The following is a 19,186-nucleotide window of genomic DNA, read 5'->3' as shown; positions in this document are numbered from 1 at the left end:
ACGCGGAAGGTTCCTGACTTATGCGCCGGCGCCGTATTTGCTCTGGAACCCGGCCCTGTCGCCGGCTGCCAGAAGCCGCGCCTGGCCGGTCCAGTCGTCGCGGCGGATACGGCCTTCGAAGCGGCCGAGCTGGCTGTCGATACGGTCGATTTCGGCATCGTCCCAGGCAGCGATCTGGGCAAAGCTGGTGACGCCGAGGCTCTCGAGCGTCGCTGCAAGCTTCGGGCCGACGCCCTTGATGCGGGTGAGGTCGTCGCCGTTGCCGTCGGACACTTTCAGCTCGGGCGCATCGCTCGTGGCGGCGGGCGGCGCATCGACCAGAGCGGAATTGCGCTGCGCGCGTTCCGCACCTTCGTCGAGGACATCCTTCTTCGTGCCGGTCACGCGGGTGCGGCGAGTGGTCCGGAACAGCAGCCAGGCGACCAGCAGGCCGACGACCAGCGCGATCGCGAGCAGGATCCAGTTTTCGGCGAGAAGTTCGCTCATGTTTCGTCCTTCGTATCTTCGATTTCTACCGGCGCAGCGCGCCCCCACAGCGCCCAGCCGATGGTCAGGCCGATCAGATAGGCGACCAGCATTAGAGCGATGACTTCGAACCAGATAGGCATTTCGTCCCTTTCCCTATCTCGGCCCGGGCATGTCGACGGGGGTGGGGGTTAGCGGTTCGAGGCGGATAACGGAGAATTCGATCCGGCGGTTGGCCGGGTCTTCGGGCTTCAGCCGTTCGGCGGGTTCGCTCGATCCCATACCGCGTGCGCGCAGGCTGCTGCGCGGGATGCCGCGACGGACCAGCGCCTCGCGGACCACGCGGGCGCGGTCCATGCTGAGCGCGAGATTGGCCGCCTCGCTCCCCGATTTGTTGGTGTGTCCGGTGATCGCGATGATCGCTCCAGAACAGGGTTCGAGCGCTGCAGCCACTTCGTCTAGCAAGATGCGGCTGGCCGGTAGCAGGGCGGCACTTGCTTCCTGAAACCGGATCGTACGCGTCCGCAGCAGGCCATCGACGTCTTCCTGACAATGGAGTGGTTCGAAAGCACGTTCTCCGCTTCGTGCACTGACGCTCCCGTCAACCCAGCTGACGCCGCCCACGCCGCGCACGGAGCTCACTATCTGCGCCGCGCGGGTGCGCCGGACGTCGTCGAGCCGCTCACCGCCCGAGAGGACGGGATGGCGCGAAGGCGCGCCATAGCGGTTCGCGAATTGCGCTTTGACCTGGCCGAGACCCTCAGCGGCAAGGGCGGCACCGGCGTCGGCGGACAGGCGTTCGGCCATGCGGTCCGCGCGGCCCGACCAGTTCGAGACCGATCCGATCGCGATCACCAAGAGAGCCCCCAGGGGTATGTAGGCACGCTTTCTCATCGTTTGGGGTCCTAGCCGCGAGGCTCTCTGCATGCAAAGCCGCTTGTTCCACAGCTTCGGACATTCAGGTCACTCCGCATCGCTCGCCCCTTGCGTTTTGGCCGCCTTCTTGTCGCGCTTGAACAGGACGCGGTCTTCGGGGCCGAAGCCGCGCTTCCAGATCACGAAGCCATAGGTGGCGAGGATGGCGGGCACACCCACCGCCAGTTCGGCCCATTCGGGCAGGAAGGTCGCCAGCCAACCCACCAGCACCGCCGGCGCCACCGCATAAACCAGCGCCCAGCGCCAGTTGTTGATACTGTGCCCGAGGATGCGCGAGAGCAGCATGGCCTTGACGAGACTCGCGATGCCCAGCGCGATCATCAGCGCCATGGCCGCGGCGGCGGCCTTGAACGGCTCGCCATAGCCCTGCGCGACCATCAGCTGGATGAAGACGATGGTGAGCACCGCCTGCAGCGCGATGGTCGCAATCGAGATCCACAGGTTCCGGACGCGCGCGACATAGATCAGCACCGCCTCCGAGACGACCGCCGTCGCCGCCACCACTTCGGCGGTCAGCAGGAAGGCAAGCGCGCCGGTGCCACCGACATATTCGGGACCGAAGAGGCCCATGATCGCTTCGCCCGGCACGCCCAGCGCCAGCGCGATCCCGGCCTGTGCGGCGATGATCCAGAAGCCCACCTGGCACACCTGTTTGGCGATGGCGGCGTAGTTCCTCGTCTTCAGGTTCTTGGTGATGACCGGTCCGAGGATCGGCTCGAAGCTCGTCTTGAGCTTTTGCGGCAGGCTCGCGAGCTGCTGCGCCATGTAATAGACGCCGACCGCGGCGGGGGCGGCGAACAGGCCGAGGATGAAGATGTCGACGCGGCGCGTGCCCCATTCGATCGCATCGGCGGTCGCCAGCGGCAGCGCGCGCAGCGTGATCCGGCCCATGTAGCGCGGGCTGGGGCGCCATCCCACCGGACGGCCGTAGCTGCGGAAGAAAGCCCACAGCCCCACGGCGAGACCGGCGTAGATCGAGGTGAGATAGGCCATCGCAAGGCCCGATTGCGACAGCGCGGGCACGAAGAAATAGACCCCCGCCATGATCGAGATCGTCCACGGTTCGACCACCGCCCGCGCGCGCACGGTGGTGGCGATATCGTATTTGTAGGCCTGCGCGGCGAGCACGATCTCGGTCAGCGCATAGCCGGGTATCGCAAGAACGATCAGCCGGTCGAGCTCGGTGTATTCGCCCGAGGGGAAGAGCGGGGCGGGCACCAGCCAGAAGAAGGCGGCGGCGATGGCCGAGAACAGGAGCGCCAGCAGCACGCCGTCATAGACGAGGTTGGCGGGGTGCTGCTCTTCGCCTTCGGAAAGGCGCTGCGCGAGGCCCCGTTTCTCTCCCATCGAGCACATCAGCGCGACCAGTTCGACCACGACCAGCGCCGAAGCGAAGCGGCCCACCGCGTCGACCCCGTAGAGACGGCCTGCAATGAACAGGAAGGGGATGCGCGCCAGCAGCCTCAGCAGGAAGCCGAGCACATTCTGCTTTCCGCCCTTGGCGAGGGCGGAGAGGTCCTCGTCGCTGGTCTCGGCACTCATCCCAGGCTTTCCTGTTCGGCCTTGAGCGGACGCGCCAGGATGCCCTGCACGACTTCGCGCGGGTCGTCGCCCTTCAGCAGGTCATAAACCGCCGTGACGATGGGCATGGCCATGCCGTGGCGCGCGGCCAGTTCCACCAGCACCGGCGCGGTGTGCGCGCCTTCGGCCACGGTCCGGCGGTCGGCCATCAGCGCCTCGGCGCTTTGGCCTTCGCCCAGTGCCTTGCCGAGCGAAAAATTGCGGCTGGAGGTGGAGGAACATGTCAGCACCAGATCGCCAAGGCCGCAGAGGCCGGTGAGCGTTTCGGGCTTGGCGCCCTTGGCCTCGCCGAAGCGCAGCATCTCGGCATAGCCGCGCGCGATAAGCGCCGCGCGGGCGTTCTGGCCCAGCGCAAGCCCGTCGACCACGCCGCAAGCAATGGCCAACACGTTCTTGACTGCGCCTCCGATCTCGGCGCCGGTGACGTCGTCCGAATAATAGGGCCGGAAGGTCGGGCGCGCGATTTGGGGGGCGATCCTGTCCCACTGTGCCTCGCCGCCGCCACAGGCCAGCGTCGCCGCGGCGGGAAGACCGGCGACGACTTCATGCGCAAAGGTTGGACCGGAGAGGACGGCGATGTCGCTATCGGGCGCGACATCGCTCGCAACGCCGTTCATCAGGCGGCCCGATCCGGCCTCGATCCCCTTGGAACACAGGATGAGATCGCGCGGGTGTTTCGGCATGTCCGCAAGGACCTGGCCCATGTGCTGGGCGGGCGTGACCACCAGCATGACATCGAGGTCGGCCATGTCCGCCAGAGCATCGGTCGCGCGGATCGTGGGGGAAAGCGGTGCGCCGGGAAGGTAGGCGGAATTGGTGTGATCGCGGTTGATCTCGTCCACCAGTTCGGCTTCGCGCGCCCACAACAGCACATCGCTGCCGTCGCTCGCGACCATTTGCGCCAGCGCGGTTCCCCACGCGCCAGCGCCAAGCACGCCGATCGTCATGCCTTGACTCCTGCCCCGCGAACGGGTTCTGCTGTCGGGTCGAGCGGCCAGCGGGGCCGCGCGGAAATGTCGAGCGGGTCGGGGGTGAAACCGGGAAGCGCCAGCCGCTCGATCCCCGCCCACGCAATCATCGCGGCGTTATCCGTGCACAGCTTGGGCGGCGGTGCGGTGAAGCGCATCGCGTGGGCTTCGGCCACCCCTTCGAGCGCGGCGCGTACCGAGGCGTTGGCGGCGACCCCGCCGGCCACCACCAGCGTCTTGCAATCCTGCATCTGGACCAGCGCGATCCGCAGGCGGTCGGTGACGCAGTCGATGGCCGCCTGCTGGAAGCTCGCGGCGATGTCTTCGGACCTGTATCGGCCGCACTCATGCGCGCGCAGGACCGCGCTCTTGAGACCGGCGAAGCTGAAATGCGGCTCGCCGCTGCCGACCATGGGGCGGGGCAGGGGGACCGCTTTGGCATCTCCCTCCTTCGCCACGCGCTCCACCGCAGGGCCGCCGGGGAAGCCGAGGCCCAGGATCTTGGCGGTCTTGTCGAAAGCTTCGCCCAGCGCATCGTCGATGGTAGTCGCGAGGCGGCGGTACTGCCCGACCCCATCGACCCGCAGGATCTGGCAATGGCCACCCGATACGAGCAGCAGTGCATAGGGAAAATCGAGAGACGCGTCGGCAAGCCGCGGGCTCAGCGCATGGCCTTCGAGATGATTCACCGCAATCAGCGGCACATCGCTCGCCATGGCCAGCGCCTTGGCGCTCACCAGCCCGACCATGACCCCGCCGATGAGGCCCGGACCCGCGGTGGCGGCAATCGCATCGAGATCGCCCAGAGCGACATTCGCATCGGCCAGCACGCCTTCGATCATCGGGGCGAGCCGCTCGGCATGGGCGCGCGCGGCGATCTCGGGCACGACACCGCCGAAGGGCGCGTGCTCGGCATCCTGCGAGGCGATCCGCTGCGCCACGATGCGCCGCTCGCCGTCGACAAGCGCGGCGGCGGTTTCGTCGCAGGAACTCTCTATGCCCAGTACGAGTGTCATTGCGCTTCCCCTTAGCGGTCTCGCTCGTTAGGGCAAGCAATCGCATGCCTGATAACGCTCCTTTCCGCCTCGGAACCCGCCGCTCCCCGCTCGCCATGGCGCAGGCCCACGAAACACGCGCGCGGCTGTGCGCAGCCCATAGCTGGGACGAGGCGCGGGTCGAACTGGTCCCCGTCATTGCCAGCGGCGACAAGGTGCAGGACCGCCCGCTTGCCGATATCGGCGGCAAGGCGCTGTGGACCCGCGAACTCGATATCTGGCTGGCGGAAGGCCGGATCGATGCCGCCGTCCATTCAATGAAGGATGTCGAGACGATCCGCCCGGACGGAATCGCCATCGCCGCCATCCTCCCTCGCGAGGACAAGGCCGACGTGCTGCTCGGCGCGACTTCGCTGGAAGCGATCCCGCAAGGTGCCAAGGTCGGCACCAGCGCGCCCAGACGGGCGGCGCAATTGCTTTACGCGCGCCCCGATCTGGAAGTGGTCGGCATCCGCGGCAATGTCGCAACGCGAATGGCCAAGCTGCAGGCGGGCGAGGCGGACGCGACCTTCTTGGCCGCAGCGGGGCTTGTCCGGCTAGGCGAGAAGAGTGTCGGCGTGCGGCTCGAACCCGAAGACTGGCTTCCCGCCCCGGCGCAGGCCGCCATCGGGATCGAGTGCCGCGCCTCGGACGAGCGCGCGCAGGAAGTCCTCGCCGCGATAGACCACGCGCACAGCCGCGAGGAAGTGTTTGCCGAACGAGCGCTGCTCGAAGGGCTGGGAGGAACCTGTCATAGCCCCATCGCTGCGCTGACCCGGCGCGAAGGCGACGCGCTGCGCATGACCGCTGCGATTTACAGCCCGGACGGCGCGATCCGCATCGCTCGCGAAGCCCGTTTCGAGCCCGGCGACCTCGCTGCACCGCGCCAACTGGCCCATGAACTGCTGGGCGAGGCACCCGACCATGTGAAAACGCATTTCGGCAGCTTTTCCTGATGCGCAAGCTGTTCGTCTTTCGCCCCGAGCCCGGTCTTGGCGTAACGCTGGAAACCGCCGGGGCGCTCGGGCTAGAAGCGCTAGGCTGCGCGCTTTTCGAGGTCGAACCGGTCGAGTGGACGCTCCCCGATCTCGAGGGCATGGACGCGCTCTTGGTCGGCAGTTCCAACGCCTTTCGCGAAGGCGGGAAGCTGTTGGACAAGCTCGAAGGCCTGCCGGTCTACGCTGTCGGCGAGGCCACGGCGGAGGCCGCGCGCGAGAAGGGCTTTCTCGTCACGCTCACCGGGAAGGGCGGCCTCCAGCAGGTGCTTGATGAGGTGGCGGGGCGCGAACTCGATTTCCTGCGGCTGGCGGGGGAGAAAATGGTGGAGCTCTCGCCGCCCGTGGGCATCGGGATGGAGACGCGCGTCGTCTACCGCATGCGTCCGCGCGACATTTCGCCTTCGGTCAGCAAGGAGATGCGCGAAGAGGGCGGGGTAGCCCTGCTCCATTCGGGTGAGGCGGCGCTGCGCCTGATCGAAGAGTGCGAACGGCTCGGGATAGACCGGACAACCCTTACCGTGGCCGCCCTCGGTCCGCGTATCGCCGAAATGGCGGGTGGGGGCTGGGAAGCTGTCCACACCGCGCACGCGCCGCGCGATGCCGAGCTACTGGCCTTGGCGCAGGCTTTGTGCCAAGGCTGACCGCGGGGAATATCGCGGCGTAATGACAGCCGCGAACGGGTCGCGGATTGGAGTGGAATGGACGAGTTTACGAGCAACCGGCGCACGCGCAGCCGCTCCATGCGGCCGATGCTGCTCGCGGTCGCGGGCTCCTTCGCCCTTGGCGGCGCACTGGTCGGTTACGTTACATGGCGGATGAACCAGGACGAAGCGGTCGACGCTGCGCCGAATGAGGGCGAACAGGCGACCCTGGCCCAGACCGTCGCCGAGGGTGAACCCGTGCCCTCTCCCAGCGCCCGGCCAACCCGCGCCGCAAACGCGGAAACGGTCGAACAGATGGCCGAACAGCAGGGCGGGATCGACCAGCGCCTTGCCGCGGCCGAACAGCGCCTGTCGCGCCTTGACCTGCAGGCGCAGGCTGCCGCTGGCAACGCCGCGCGCGCCGAGGGCCTTCTCATCGCCTTCGCCATCCGCCGCGCCATCGATAAGGGCGCCGAACTCGGCTATCTCGCGGACCAGCTGCGGCTTCGTTTCGGCGACGCGCTGCCCAACGCGGTCAACACCATCCTCACCTTCTCGCGCGAGCCGGTCACGCTCGACCAGTTGACCGCGCGGCTCGACGGGCTTGCCCCGCAATTGCAGTCGGGCGACGATCGCGGCGGGTTCGAGCGTTTTACGGAGGAACTGGGCGCGCTTTTCACCGTCCGCCGCGAAAGCGCGCCTTCGCCGCAGCCCGAAATGCGCATCGAACGCGCGCGGCTGTTCCTACTTTCCGGCCGGACCGACAGCGCGATTGCCGAAGTGCGCGAAATGCCCGGCGCGGCCAACGCCCAAGGCTGGCTGCGCGATGCGGAACGTTATGCGGCAACCCAGCGCGCTCTCAACCTGATCGAGACATCTGCCGTGCTTGAACCGCGCCGCCTGCGCGATGGCATGGGCAACCGGATTTCGCAGCCCAGTCCGGCGGAAGAGTAGGTTTCAGGCCTTCATCAGCTCGGGCACATCGCCCGAAACGCCGCGCGCCTCGTCCATGAAGAAACGCTTGAGCCAGCCCGAACGCTGGACTCCGGCCATGCCGAAGCGGCGAACCGCGCTCGCGGTCTTACCCGGCACCCCGAACAGGCGGGTGAGCGTGTCGGTCGCGCCCATGACCATGAGGGAATCGAGCGCGCGCCACTTCTCGTAACGCTCGAGCACCTGCGCATCGCCGAGGTCGAGGCCGAGACGGCGGGCATCGCCCAGCACTTCGACCAAAGCGCCGACATCGCGCAGGCCAAGGTTAAGGCCCTGTCCCGCAATCGGGTGCATGCCGTGGGCGCTGTCGCCGACCAGCGCCATGCGCTCGCCCACGATCCGCGCGGTGTGCTGGAAGCTGAGCGGATAGGAGGACCGTCCGCTGTTGAGTTCGAGGCGGCCAAGAATGTCGCCCATGCGTTTCTCGACTTCGGCAAGGAAGGCGCGGTCGGACAGCTTGAGCACGCCGGCGGCGTCCTTCTCGTCCACCGTCCACACCAGCGCGCTGCGGTGCTTGCCATCGGGGCCGTCGAGCATGGGGAGGAGCGCGAAGGGGCCGTCCTCGTAGAAGATCTCCCACGCCACGCCTTCATGCGGCCTGGAATGGTTGAGCCCGGTGATGATCGCGCGGTGCGAATAATCCCAACTCGCCATCTTGAGCCCCTCTTCCTCGCGCGTGGGCGACCCTCGCCCTTCCGCGCCGACGAGGAGATCGGCTTCCAGCACCGTGCCGTCGCCCAGCGTGGCGCTGGCGGTGAAGTCGTCGCGGTGGCGACTGGCGACCTCGACCGGCGCGTGCATGGCGATCAGCGGCTCGTTCTCGGCGGCTTCGAACAGGGCGATGCGCAGCTGGCGGTTGGCGAACATCCGGCCCAGCGTGCCTTCATGCGGTTCGGGGCGGAAATCGATCCGGCCCGGCTTCATCTGGTCGACGACCGCAATCGCTTCGATCGGGGAGCCGTGTTCTTCGAGGATTTCGGCGAGGCCGATGTTGCGGAACAGGCGCCAGCTGGCGGTCGAGATCGCCGAAGCGCGCCCGTCGAAGCCCTCTGCGGTCAGGTCTGCCGGGTCGGCCCGGTCGACGAGGTGGCTCGAAAGCCCCTGTTTCGCCGCCGCCAGCGCCAGTGTGGTGCCGACGAGGCCGCCGCCGAGGATGAGCAGGTCGCGCTTGTCTGTCATGGTGTCAGTCCCTAATGCCGCAGGCGTGACGGACGCAAGCAGAATGGACGGCTTTAGGGGGACGCTGCGCCTGCTGCTGGCGCTGCTGGCCCTCGTCCTGCCCGCCAGTCTCGCAGCGCAGGAGGTGCGTTTCGGCGACGAGAATATCGCCGTCGAACTGCGCGCCGACGGGCCGCCGGTGCCGGGTGAGACCTGGATGCTGGCGCTGCATTTCAACCCGTCGAGCCTTGAATGGCACGGCTATTGGTCCAATCCCGGCGATGCAGGGCAGGGCATGAACCTCGCGCTCGACTTGCCGGAAGGCTGGGAGGCGGGCGAACCGCTCTATCCCGTGCCGCAGCGGCTGGTGATCTCCGGCCTGATGAACCACATCTACGAAGGCGAATACGCCGTGCTGGTGCCGGTGGAGGTCCCGCTTCAAGCGGCGGTGGCCAATATCGCGCCCATAACCGGCTATGTCTCCTATCTCGCCTGCACCGATCGCATCTGCGTGCCGCAGGACGCGCGGCTGGAGCTGGAACAGGGCGGCGATTTCACTCGGTGGCAGGCAAAGATCGCGCCGCAGCTCGACAGCGTGGCGGGCTACGAGATCCAGCGCAACCGCCTGCGCGTAGGGATCCCGCTTCCCGCCGATCTCGAACTTGGCGACCTGCATCTCTTCGTCGGTACGAGCGATCTGGGCAGCGGCCTCGCGCCCGATTACGCCGCCGTGCAGACCTTCGTGCGCGAAGGCGATCTGCTGGTGGCCGAGGTGCCTTTGAAACAGCGGGACGGCTTCGACCCATCGCCGCTGCCGGAAACCGTGACCGGAATTCTTTCGCTGGGCGAGGGGCAGGGCCTGCGCTTCGAGGCCGAACAGCGCGATGTGCCGCTGGAGGGCGTGAAGCCCCTGCGTGGGCCGGTCGATACGCCGGCGCTCTGGGTGCTCCTGATCGCGGCGCTCGCCGGCGGGCTGCTGCTCAATATCATGCCCTGCGTTTTCCCGATCCTCAGCCTCAAGGCGCTGGCGCTGGCCAAGGCGGGCGGGGACGAGATTTCGGCGCGCCGCGATGCGCTGGCTTATACCGCAGGGGTAGTGCTGGCCTGCGCGGCGCTGGGCGCGTTGATCCTGCTGCTGCGTTCGGCCGGGCAGCAGATCGGCTGGGCGTTCCAGCTGCAGGAGCCGCTGGTGGTCGCGGCGCTGCTCATGCTCGCGCTGGCGATCACGGCCAACTTCCTCGGCCTGTTCGAAGTGCCGGGCCTTGCGATTTCGGGGCGCGGGGCGAGCACGGGGGGCAGTTTCGCCACCGGCCTGCTCGCCGCCTTCGTCGCGACGCCCTGCACCGGGCCTTTCATGGCGCTAGCGCTCGGCGCGGCGCTGGTGCTGCGGCCGGTCGAGGGGTTCGCAATCTTCACCGCGCTCGGCGTCGGCCTCGCGCTCCCCTTCCTGCTGATCGGCTTCATTCCCGCCTTCCGCCGCCGGCTGCCCAAGCCGGGACCGTGGATGGAGCGTTTCCGCCGCTGGATGGCGCTGCCGATGGGCCTCACCGCACTCGCGCTGGCGTGGCTGGCCTGGAGGGTCGGGGGATGGGATTTTCTCGCCCTCGCTTTGGTTCCTGCACTAGCGGTTGCAAACGCACTGATGCATTTCCTACCGGCTGCACCGCGAGCGTTAGAAAATAGGCGAAGGGACGGCTATATATGGCTCGCAGTTGCGGTCATGGGTGCGACTTCACTCGTTCTGAGAGGGCCTGGCGAAGCACGTTCCGAGATTGTGAGCGTACTCGACCCACAGCCTTTCTCGGAAGCCGCGCTGGCCGAGGCGCGCACCTCGGGCAAGCCCGTCTTCGTCTGGTTCACCGCCGACTGGTGCGTCACATGCAAGGTCAACGAAAGCGTGGCGATCGAGCGCGAGGATACGCGCGCCGCGTTCGAGAGAGCGGATGTGATTGCCCTGCGCGGCGACTGGACGCGGACCGATCCGGAAATCTCCGCCTTCCTCTCCCGGCAGGGGGCAGCCGGCGTGCCGCTCTATCTATGGTATCAGCCGGGCGGCGACGCGCAGCAATTGCCGCAGGTGCTTACGCCGGATCTGCTGGTGGATCTTGCGGCGGAGCCATCGCGCTAGCGCAGGCGATGATATACTCGCCCGGCGCGCGGCTGGGGTTGAGCTTGACCGAACCGGCGCCCGGAACCGTCGCCTCGACCTGGCGGGGGCCGGTCAGCACCTCGAGCCGCGGATCGTCCGCCGGAACCCGTCCGCGCCACAGCCAGACGCCTTCGTCCTCTTCTTCGGCGTCGATCCACAGCCGTTCGACATGGCCGTTGCCGATAAGCGCGAGGACCGCCTTGGCCTCCGCATCGGCGCGGACATAGCGCGTATAGGCGATCGTCCCGCCTTCGCAGGCGAGTGAGAGCAGCGGCGTTTCGCCCGGTTTGCCATAAAGGAGTCGCCCCGATTGCCCGCGCCCCCATGTCGCCCCTTCGGTCTCGGGCGAGGCAATCGGATCGATCGGCCGCGTGCGTTCATCCGAGACCTCGTCCCGCGCAAGGTACTCGTCCGAAGCTGCCGGTTTACAGGCGGCGAGGATCATCAGGGGGGCGAGAATGGCAGGGCGAAGCATGCGCGCAGCTATGCCACGCGGCGCGGCCACCGCAAGAGGGCGACCGCGCGTTTCACCGGTCAGGGCTTTCCGTCCATCCGCTTGTAGCGCGTCTTGCCATAGCGGGTCTTGCGCGTGCCCGGTCTTCCTGCATCGCTGCGGCCGACGCGGGGCGCTTTCTTCTCTTCGTCGCCGAGCCCGAGTTCGTCGTTTTCGAGGTGGCGGATTTCGTCGCGCAGGCGTCCGGCCTCTTCAAACTCCAGATCGGCTGCGGCCTTGCGCATGCGCTTTTCGAGGTCTTCGATGTAAGCGCGCAAATTGTGGCCGACGAGGTTGTTGCGCTCGTCGTCGCCGGTTTCGACCGTAACTCCGTCTTGCGCCGCAGTATGCGCGACGATGTCGGCGATGTTGCGCTTGATCGTCTTGGGCGTAATGCCGTGTTCTTCGTTATAAGCCTTCTGCTTTTCACGGCGACGGTCGGTTTCCGCCATAGCGCGTTCCATGCTGCCGGTGATGCGATCGGCGTAGAGGATGACACGGCCTTCGACGTTGCGCGCGGCGCGGCCGATGGTCTGGACGAGGCTGGTCTCGCTGCGGAGGAAGCCTTCCTTGTCGGCATCGAGGATGCAGACGAGGCCGCATTCGGGAATGTCGAGGCCCTCGCGCAGCAGGTTAATCCCCACCAGCACGTCGTAGACGCCCAGGCGCAGGTCGCGGATGAGCTCGATACGCTCGAGCGTTTCGACGTCGGAGTGCATGTAGCGGACCTTCACGCCCGCCTCGTGCATGAATTCGGTAAGGTCTTCCGCCATCCGCTTGGTCAGCGTGGTGACGAGCGTGCGGTAGCCCATCTTCGCGGTCTTCTTGCATTCCTCGATGCAGTCCTGGACCTGGTCCTCGACCGGCTTGATCTCGACCGGCGGGTCGATCAGGCCGGTGGGGCGGATGACCTGTTCGGCGAAGACGCCGCCGGTCTGCTCCATCTCCCATGTGCCCGGGGTGGCCGAAACGCAGAAGGTCTGCGGGCGCATCGCGTCCCATTCGTTGAAGCGAAGCGGGCGGTTGTCGATACACGACGGCAGGCGGAAGCCGTATTCGGCGAGCGTGATCTTGCGGCGGTGGTCGCCCTTCGCCATCGCGCCGATCTGCGGCACAGTCTGGTGGCTTTCATCGACGAATAGCAGCGCGTTTTCGGGCAGATATTCGAACAGGGTCGGCGGTGGTTCGCCGGGCAAGCGCCCCGTGAGGAAGCGGCTGTAGTTCTCAATCCCGGCGCAGGAGCCGGTCGCGGCGATCATCTCGAGGTCGAAATTGGTGCGCTGTTCGAGCCGCTGCGCTTCGAGCAGGCGGCCGTCCTCGTGCAGTTCCTTGAGCCGTTCGGTCAGCTCGAACTTGATGGCTTCGGACGCCTGTTTCATCGTCGGGCCGGGCGTGACGTAGTGCGAGTTCGCGTAGACGCGCACCTTGTCCAGGCTCGCGCCTTTCTTGCCGGTGAGCGGGTCGAATTCGCTGATTTCCTCGATCTCGTCGCCGAAGAAACTGATCCGCCAGGCCATATCCTCGTAATGCGAGGGGAAGATTTCGAGGCTGTCGCCGCGCACGCGGAAATTGCCGCGCGAGAAACCCGCATCGTTGCGCTTGTATTGCAGGGCGACCAGCTTGCGGATCAGTTCGCGCTGGTCGACCGTGCTGTCCTTCACGATGTCGAAGATCATCGCGGAGTAGGTTTCCACCGAACCGATACCGTAAAGGCAGGACACCGAGGCAACGATGATGACATCGTCCCGCTCCAGCAGCGCACGCGTGGCTGAATGGCGCATCCGGTCGATCGCCTCGTTCACCGAGCTTTCCTTCTCGATGTAGGTATCGCTGCGCGGGACGTAGGCTTCGGGCTGGTAGTAGTCGTAATAGCTGACGAAATACTCGACCGCGTTTTCCGGGAAGAAGCTCTTGAATTCGCCAAAGAGCTGCGCGGCGAGGATCTTGTTCGGCGCGAGGATCAGGGCGGGGCGCTGCAGTTCCTCGATCACCTTGGCCATGGTGAAGGTCTTGCCCGAACCGGTGACGCCGAGCAGCACCTGCGTCTGTTCGTCCTCGCGCGCCGAGGCGGTCAGTTCGGCAATCGCGGTCGGCTGGTCGCCGCTGGGCGTGTAGTCGCTGACGAGTTTGAACTGCTTGCCCGGCATCGACTTCTCGGGACGTGCCGGTTTGTGCGGGACGAATTCGCCGGTGGTATCCGGTTCTTCTAGTCCCCTGCGAATAACGAGTTCTGCCATGCGCGCACATATGGGGAACATGGGGCAGGGGTGCAACGGGTGTTGCGAAGACCGCCGATAGTGCTAGCGTCACGCCACGCTTTCAGGGGATTTTTCATGTTTCGTTTCGTTACCACCGCTTGCGCCGCGCTGGCGCTTGCCGCCTGCTCTTCGGGCAGTGAAGATGTCGACGCCGATGGCGACGGCTCGGTTTCCGCCGAAGAGGCGGAAGCTGCAATGGCCAAGGTCCGTCCGCTTGAGCCGGGCGAATACACGATGAGCATGGAAATCGTCGAGCTGACCGACCCGACCATGAGCGAGGAAGAGGTTGCGCAAGCCAAGCAGTTCTTCTCCGCCATGAGCGGCATGGCCCCGCCGCGCTGCCTCAGCGAGGAAGAGGCCAAGGAAGGGATGATGGGCGTCGCCGAGACGATTCAGAACGGCGATTGCACGATCGACACCCTCACCTCCAGCGAAGACGGCATGAAGGGCGAGATGACCTGCAAGGCCGAGAACGGCAATAACGCCAAGGTCAACATGACCACCACCTCGACCGGCACGGAATCGGAAATGACCATGAACGTGGTGGAACCGACCGCCGATGGCGATCGCACCGTCACCATGAAGGTCGGCATGACCCGCACGGGCGACTGCACGCAGGGCACGACGGCACCGTAAACCACAGCCGTGCCTGAGGTTTCATTCAGGAACCGGCCATCGTTGCGGCGCATTATTGCCGCACGATGGAAAGTCTACCGTTTCAGGAAACACGGGCCGAATGGGGCCGCCGGCTGGCGCTGGCGGCCGAGCCTTGTCCCGATGACGCGCGCGGACCCCGCGCGCTCCTGCTTGCAGGCGAATTTCTCTGGCCGTTCGAACCGCTGAAGCGGCGGTTTTCTACGCTGGAGATCACGACCGCACGCCACCCGAGGCACGTGATGCTGCTGCCCGGTTTCGGCGCGCATCCGATCCGCATGCGCTGGATGGCCAGACAATTGGAGAAGGCCGGACACACAGCGAAGAAGTGGGGACTAGGATACAATCTCGGCGCCACTGCCGATCGGTTCGCCAAGGTCGAAAAACGCCTCCTCGCTCTTTTTGAAAGCAAGGGCGAGCCGATCGTGCTGGTCGGCTGGAGCCTCGGAGGTGTGATGGCTCGCGAATTGGCGAAAAAGCATCCGGACAAGGTCGCCAAGGTCGTGACCATGGGCTCGCCCTTTTCGGGTAGCCCGCGGGCGAACAACGGCTGGCGTGCCTATCAGGCGATTGCCGGTCACCGCGTCGACGAGCCCGAAATCGAGACCGATGTGAAGGAAAAGCCCCCCGTGGAAACGGTCGCCTTCTGGAGCCCGCGCGATGGCGTGGTCGCTCCCAAATGCGCTTGCGGCAAGCCGGGCGAGCGCGACCGCGCCGTCGCCCTGCGCTGCACGCATATGGGCTTCGTCCTCTCCAATGAGGGCGTGTCCGCGCTTCTTTCGGAACTGGACCGCGCCTGAACCTTTAGTCCTGTAAGACCGCGGGCGTCCTGCCAGGCGGGATCGGACTTCAAGGGGATCCATGAGCGGCGACGCCGAGTTTTTCAACGAGATGCGCGGTGCCGACGGCACGGTGCGTCCCGCCTATTCCGACTATTGCAAATGGTTCGACAACCAGGACCAGAAGCTCCTGCGCCGCAAGCACGGCGAGGCCGAGACCAACTTCCGCAAGACCGGCATCACCTTCAACGTCTATGGCGAGGACGAGGCCGAGGAACGCCTCATCCCCTTCGACATGGTGCCGCGCATCATCGATGCTGGCGAATGGCGGCGGCTGACCCGCGGGATCGAGCAGCGCGTGTCGGCGCTCAACGCTTTCATGCACGATCTCTACCACCGCCAGGAGATCGTGCGCGCCGGGCGCCTGCCCGAACGGCTGCTACGCCACAACGAGGCCTGGCTGCCGAACATGGTCGGCTTCACGCCGCCGGGCGGGGTCTACACACATATCGTCGGCATCGACCTCGTGCGCACGGGGCCGGATGAATTCTTCGTGCTCGAGGACAATGCCCGCACGCCCTCGGGGGTGAGCTACATGCTCGAGAACCGCGAAACGATGATGCAGATGTTCCCCGAGCTGTTCCTGCGCTGTCCGGTGGAGCAGGTGTCGGACTACCCCCGCCGCCTCGCAAAAAGCCTCGTCGCCTGCGCGCCCGATTGCGCAGGCGATCGTCCTGTAGTGGCCGTCATGACGCCAGGCATCTTCAATTCCGCCTATTTCGAACACGCCTTCCTTGCCGACCAGATGGGCGCGGAACTGGTCGAAGGCAGCGACCTGCGCGTGGTCGACGGCCGCGTCGCGATGCGCACGACCAGCGGCTACAAGGCGGTCGACGTGATCTATCGCCGGGTGGACGACGAATTCCTCGATCCGCTGACTTTCAATCGCGACAGCGTGCTGGGCGTGCCGGGCATCATGGATGTCTACCGTTCCGGCGGCGTCACCATCGCCAACGCTCCGGGCACCGGGGTGTGCGACGACAAGGCGATCTATTCCTTCATGCCCGAAATCGTCGAGTTCTACACCGGCGAAAAACCGCTGCTGTCGAACGTAGAAACATGGCGCTGCGCGGATGAGGACAGCCTCAAATACGTGCTCGACAACCTCGCCGAGCTAGTCGTGAAGGAAGTGCATGGATCGGGCGGCTACGGCATGCTCGTCGGCCCTGCCTCGACCAAGAAGGAAATCGAGGAGTTCCGCCACAAGATCGTCGAGGATCCGGATAACTACATCGCGCAGCCTACGCTTTCGCTGTCGACCTGCCCGGTCTTCACCAAGAAGGGCCTCGCGCCGCGCCACGTGGACCTGCGCCCCTTCGTCCTCGTTTCGCCCGACAAGATCGACATCACGCCCGGCGGCCTGACCCGTGTGGCGCTGAAGGAGGGGTCGCTGGTGGTAAATTCGAGCCAGGGCGGCGGCACGAAAGATACTTGGGTGCTCAAAGACTGATGCTGGGAAGAACCGCAAACGGCCTTTTCTGGATGTTCCGCTATCTCGAGCGGGCGGAGAATACCTCGCGCCTGCTTGACGCAGGGCTGCGCATGTCGCTTACTCGCGATCTGGTTACGGCTGAAGAGGAATGGCGGTCGGTTATCTCCACCGCAGGCCAGCGCGAAGCTTACGAAGCCAAGCACTCCTCCTACACAGGGATGCAGGCCTGGGACTTCATACTGCGAGACAAGGACAATGCTGCCAGCATCATCTGCATGTTCAAGTTAGTCAGGCAAAACGCTCGCCTCGCGCGCAACGCAATCAGCGGCGAGTTATGGGAAGCGATCAACGAGAACTGGCTGATTATCGAAGAGCAGCTCGCTAAGCCGGTGGGCGAAAACAAGGTGATAGAAACCGTCGCAACGATCCGCCGCGCTGGCACCATGGCGCGCGGCGCGCTCAATGGATCGATGCTGCGCGACGAAGGCTATAACTTTTCGCTAGCGGGAATGTTTATCGAGCGCGCCGATGCCATCGCCCGCATTCTTGATATCAAATATTACTTACTGCTTCCGTCGCTTTCCTACGTCGGGTCCAGCCTCGACACAGGCCAATGGGATACTGTGTTGCGCTCGGTATCCGGTGACCGTGCCTATCGCTGGCTGAATGCAGGGCACATTGACGCACGCAATATCTGCGAGTTCCTGATCCTCGACAATCGTTTTCCACGTAGTCTTGCCTTTTGCCATTCTCAGCTACGCGAAAACCTTGCCGCGCTCGCCCGGCTTCATGGCACGGAAGGCAGGAGCAATGCATTGATGCGCGATGCGGATACGCGGCTTAGTGAAATGAATATCGATCAGATTTTCGAGCAGGGGCTGCACGAGTTCCTGATCGATTTCACCGCCACCAATGCCGCTATCGGCGAAGCCATTGCGGCCGATTACAGGTTCCTCAGCTGATGCGTCTCTCGATCCGTCACACCACCCGCTATCGCTTCGACAATCCGGTCGTCCACGCGCTCCAGCGCCTGCGGCTGACCCCCAAGGAGACGCAGGGGCAGGAAATCCTCGAATGGTCGATGGCTTATGATCATGCATATGAAGAGTTGGTCTACGAGGATCAGCACCACAACACGACCGTGCTTGTTGGCGTGGAGCCAGGCACGCGCGAGGTGACGATTACCTGCCGCGGGAAGGTCGACACGCATGATCACGCCGGTGTCATCGGCCGCCACGCCGGCCACTTGCCGCTCTGGAGCTTCCTTGCGCAGACAACGCTTACACGGCCCGGCAAGGGTGTGGGGCAGATGGTCAAGGAACTTCGCGGCTTCGAAGGCGAGCGGCTCGACATGCTGCACGAACTCTCGCGCCGCACGCTCGACCGCGTGGAATACAAGATCGGGACAACCGGAACAGATACGTCTGCCGAGGAGAGCTATGCAGCGAGGTCCGGCGTGTGTCAGGACCACGCGCATATCTTCATCGGCGCGGCGCGCGCGCTCGACGTGCCGGCGCGCTACGTTTCGGGCTATCTCATGATGAACGACCGGATCGAGCAGGAAGCGACGCATGCCTGGGCGGAGGCCTTTATCGAAGGACTGGGATGGGTCGGCTTCGATATCTCGAACGGCATCAGCCCGGACGAACGCTATGTCCGGGTGGCGACGGGGCGCGATTATCGCGATGCCTCGCCCGTCACCGGCATCAGTTTCGGCAACACATCGCAGGTGACCGAAGTCGACGTTGAAGTCGAACAGCAGCAACAAGTGCAGCAGTAAGCGAAAGAAAACTATGACATATTGCGTGGGAATGGTGCTCGACAAGGGCCTCGTGCTGATGAGCGACACGAGGACGAACTCGGGCGTCGACAACATCTCCGTCTTCCGCAAGATGTTCACCTGGCAGGTGCCGGGCGATCGGATCATTACGCTGATGACGGCGGGCAATCTTGCCACCACGCAGGCGGTGATCAGTCAGCTCGAAGAGCGCACCAAGGAGCCTGACGAGCGCGACAATATCCTGCTGAAATCGCCGACCATGTTCCAGGTCGCCACCGAGATCGGGCGGCTGATGCGCGGGATCATTTCCGAACGGCAGGAGGCCAACGGCGTGAAGGGCAGGGGGCGCTTTACCGCTTCGATCATTGTTGCAGGACAAATTAAGGGGATGGAGCCACGACTCTTCATGGTCTACCCAGAAGGCAATTTTATCGAGGCGGGTGTGGATACGCCCTTCTTTCAGATAGGCGAAACCAAATACGGCCGACCGATCATTATTCGAGGGTACGATCGTAAAATGAGTTTGGAAGATGCCGCCAAATTGTTGATGGTAAGCTTTGATTCCACGATAAAGGCGAACCTGTCTGTCGGCCTGCCGCTGGATTTGCAAGTAATCGAACGCGACACCTTCGAGGCTGGTCACCAGCACAGGATCGGCCATGATGATTCCTATTTTACCGCAATCTCCGCTGGTTGGGGCGATGCGCTAAAGGATGCGTTTCATTCTCTGCCGGATTACAGCTTTTATAGATCCGACGATTAGCGATTTTATCGCCCTACATCATTTTATATAAACAAATGATGTAT

The 19,186-nt window shown here is 65.0% G+C and carries 19 protein-coding genes; 10 read left to right on the top strand and 9 right to left on the bottom strand.

What is annotated here, in order from left to right:
* Positions 1-18 precede the first annotated feature (18 nt).
* From ED21_RS09880 to tsaD, 6 genes are all read right to left on the bottom strand, one after another.
* Positions 19-486 (bottom strand): hypothetical protein, encoded by a 468-nt coding sequence (locus ED21_RS09880; RefSeq protein WP_006833749.1) that lies wholly within the window; start codon positions 484-486, stop codon positions 19-21.
* Entirely contained in the window at positions 483-608 is a 126-nt protein-coding gene (locus ED21_RS15920) for a hypothetical protein (protein ID WP_006833748.1), read from the bottom strand. Before ED21_RS15920 ends, ED21_RS09880 begins: the two co-directional genes overlap by 4 nt.
* A 13-nt stretch (positions 609-621) precedes the next feature.
* Positions 622-1,359: an OmpA family protein gene (locus tag ED21_RS09875; RefSeq protein WP_006833747.1), complete on the bottom strand. Its 738-nt coding sequence runs from the start codon at positions 1,357-1,359 to the stop codon at positions 622-624.
* 69 nt (positions 1,360-1,428) lie between these two features.
* Positions 1,429-2,943 (bottom strand): lipopolysaccharide biosynthesis protein, encoded by a 1,515-nt coding sequence (locus ED21_RS09870; RefSeq protein ID WP_006833746.1) that lies wholly within the window; start codon positions 2,941-2,943, stop codon positions 1,429-1,431.
* The gene (locus tag ED21_RS09865) at positions 2,940-3,929 is read right to left on the bottom strand and encodes an NAD(P)H-dependent glycerol-3-phosphate dehydrogenase (protein WP_006833745.1); all 990 of its coding nucleotides are present in this window, start codon (positions 3,927-3,929) and stop codon (positions 2,940-2,942) included. The genes ED21_RS09870 and ED21_RS09865 overlap by 4 nt, the downstream gene beginning before the upstream one ends.
* Positions 3,926-4,966 (bottom strand): tRNA (adenosine(37)-N6)-threonylcarbamoyltransferase complex transferase subunit TsaD, encoded by a 1,041-nt coding sequence (gene tsaD / locus ED21_RS09860; RefSeq protein ID WP_006833744.1) that lies wholly within the window; start codon positions 4,964-4,966, stop codon positions 3,926-3,928. Before tsaD ends, ED21_RS09865 begins: the two co-directional genes overlap by 4 nt.
* Before the next feature lie 44 nt (positions 4,967-5,010).
* On the opposite strand from tsaD, the gene hemC reads away from it, so the two are divergent.
* Genes hemC through ED21_RS09845 form a run of 3 tightly spaced genes read left to right on the top strand, consistent with a single transcriptional unit; the run spans position 5,011 to position 7,577 of the window.
* Positions 5,011-5,940, top strand: a complete 930-nt coding sequence (hemC, locus tag ED21_RS09855; RefSeq protein ID WP_083800430.1) for a hydroxymethylbilane synthase — start codon at positions 5,011-5,013, stop codon at positions 5,938-5,940.
* A complete protein-coding gene (locus ED21_RS09850; protein WP_006833742.1) occupies positions 5,940-6,623 on the top strand; it encodes a uroporphyrinogen-III synthase in 684 nt (227 codons plus the stop codon). Before hemC ends, ED21_RS09850 begins: the two co-directional genes overlap by 1 nt.
* A gap of 57 nt (positions 6,624-6,680) precedes the next feature.
* Positions 6,681-7,577, top strand: a complete 897-nt coding sequence (locus ED21_RS09845; RefSeq protein ID WP_006833741.1) for a hypothetical protein — start codon at positions 6,681-6,683, stop codon at positions 7,575-7,577.
* A 3-nt stretch (positions 7,578-7,580) separates the two neighbouring features.
* On the opposite strand, the gene ED21_RS09840 is transcribed toward ED21_RS09845, so the two are convergent.
* Positions 7,581-8,795, bottom strand: coding sequence for an FAD-dependent monooxygenase (locus ED21_RS09840; protein ID WP_006833740.1), 1,215 nt, complete (start codon positions 8,793-8,795; stop codon positions 7,581-7,583).
* Between the two features lie 43 nt (positions 8,796-8,838).
* On the opposite strand from ED21_RS09840, the gene ED21_RS09835 reads away from it, so the two are divergent.
* Positions 8,839-10,902 (top strand): protein-disulfide reductase DsbD, encoded by a 2,064-nt coding sequence (locus tag ED21_RS09835; protein WP_006833739.1) that lies wholly within the window; start codon positions 8,839-8,841, stop codon positions 10,900-10,902.
* Here ED21_RS09835 and ED21_RS09830 read toward each other — a convergent pair.
* Positions 10,856-11,398, bottom strand: a complete 543-nt coding sequence (locus ED21_RS09830) for a hypothetical protein (RefSeq protein ID WP_006833738.1) — start codon at positions 11,396-11,398, stop codon at positions 10,856-10,858. The genes ED21_RS09835 and ED21_RS09830 overlap by 47 nt on opposite strands.
* Before the next feature lie 59 nt (positions 11,399-11,457).
* Positions 11,458-13,653: an excinuclease ABC subunit UvrB gene (uvrB, locus tag ED21_RS09825; protein ID WP_006833737.1), complete on the bottom strand. Its 2,196-nt coding sequence runs from the start codon at positions 13,651-13,653 to the stop codon at positions 11,458-11,460.
* Positions 13,654-13,749: 96 nt separating this feature from the next.
* On the opposite strand from uvrB, the gene ED21_RS09820 reads away from it, so the two are divergent.
* The 6 genes from ED21_RS09820 to ED21_RS09795 all read left to right on the top strand — a co-directional run bounded on the left by ED21_RS09820 (position 13,750) and on the right by ED21_RS09795 (position 19,142).
* The gene (locus ED21_RS09820) at positions 13,750-14,310 is read left to right on the top strand and encodes a DUF3617 family protein (RefSeq protein WP_006833736.1); all 561 of its coding nucleotides are present in this window, start codon (positions 13,750-13,752) and stop codon (positions 14,308-14,310) included.
* A 65-nt stretch (positions 14,311-14,375) separates the two neighbouring features.
* Complete coding sequence (locus ED21_RS09815; protein WP_006833735.1) at positions 14,376-15,128, top strand: triacylglycerol lipase; 753 nt, start codon at positions 14,376-14,378, stop codon at positions 15,126-15,128.
* Between the two features lie 61 nt (positions 15,129-15,189).
* The gene (locus ED21_RS09810; RefSeq protein WP_006833734.1) at positions 15,190-16,617 is read left to right on the top strand and encodes a circularly permuted type 2 ATP-grasp protein; all 1,428 of its coding nucleotides are present in this window, start codon (positions 15,190-15,192) and stop codon (positions 16,615-16,617) included.
* Positions 16,617-17,561: an alpha-E domain-containing protein gene (locus ED21_RS09805; RefSeq protein ID WP_006833733.1), complete on the top strand. Its 945-nt coding sequence runs from the start codon at positions 16,617-16,619 to the stop codon at positions 17,559-17,561. Before ED21_RS09810 ends, ED21_RS09805 begins: the two co-directional genes overlap by 1 nt.
* Positions 17,561-18,379 carry a transglutaminase family protein gene (locus ED21_RS09800; protein WP_006833732.1) on the top strand — a complete coding sequence of 273 codons (819 nt, stop codon included), beginning with the start codon at positions 17,561-17,563 and terminating at the stop codon, positions 18,377-18,379. The genes ED21_RS09805 and ED21_RS09800 overlap by 1 nt, the downstream gene beginning before the upstream one ends.
* Positions 18,380-18,392: 13 nt before the next feature.
* A complete protein-coding gene (locus tag ED21_RS09795) occupies positions 18,393-19,142 on the top strand; it encodes a proteasome-type protease (protein ID WP_034922183.1) in 750 nt (249 codons plus the stop codon).
* Positions 19,143-19,186: the final 44 nt, after the last annotated feature.

Origin of the sequence: Erythrobacter sp. SD-21 (assembly GCF_000181515.1) — a bacterium.
Taxonomy (GTDB): Bacteria; Pseudomonadota; Alphaproteobacteria; order Sphingomonadales; family Sphingomonadaceae; genus Qipengyuania.
The sequence above is the reverse complement of the archived record's forward strand: the minus strand, read 5'-3'. Positions and strand labels throughout refer to the sequence as shown.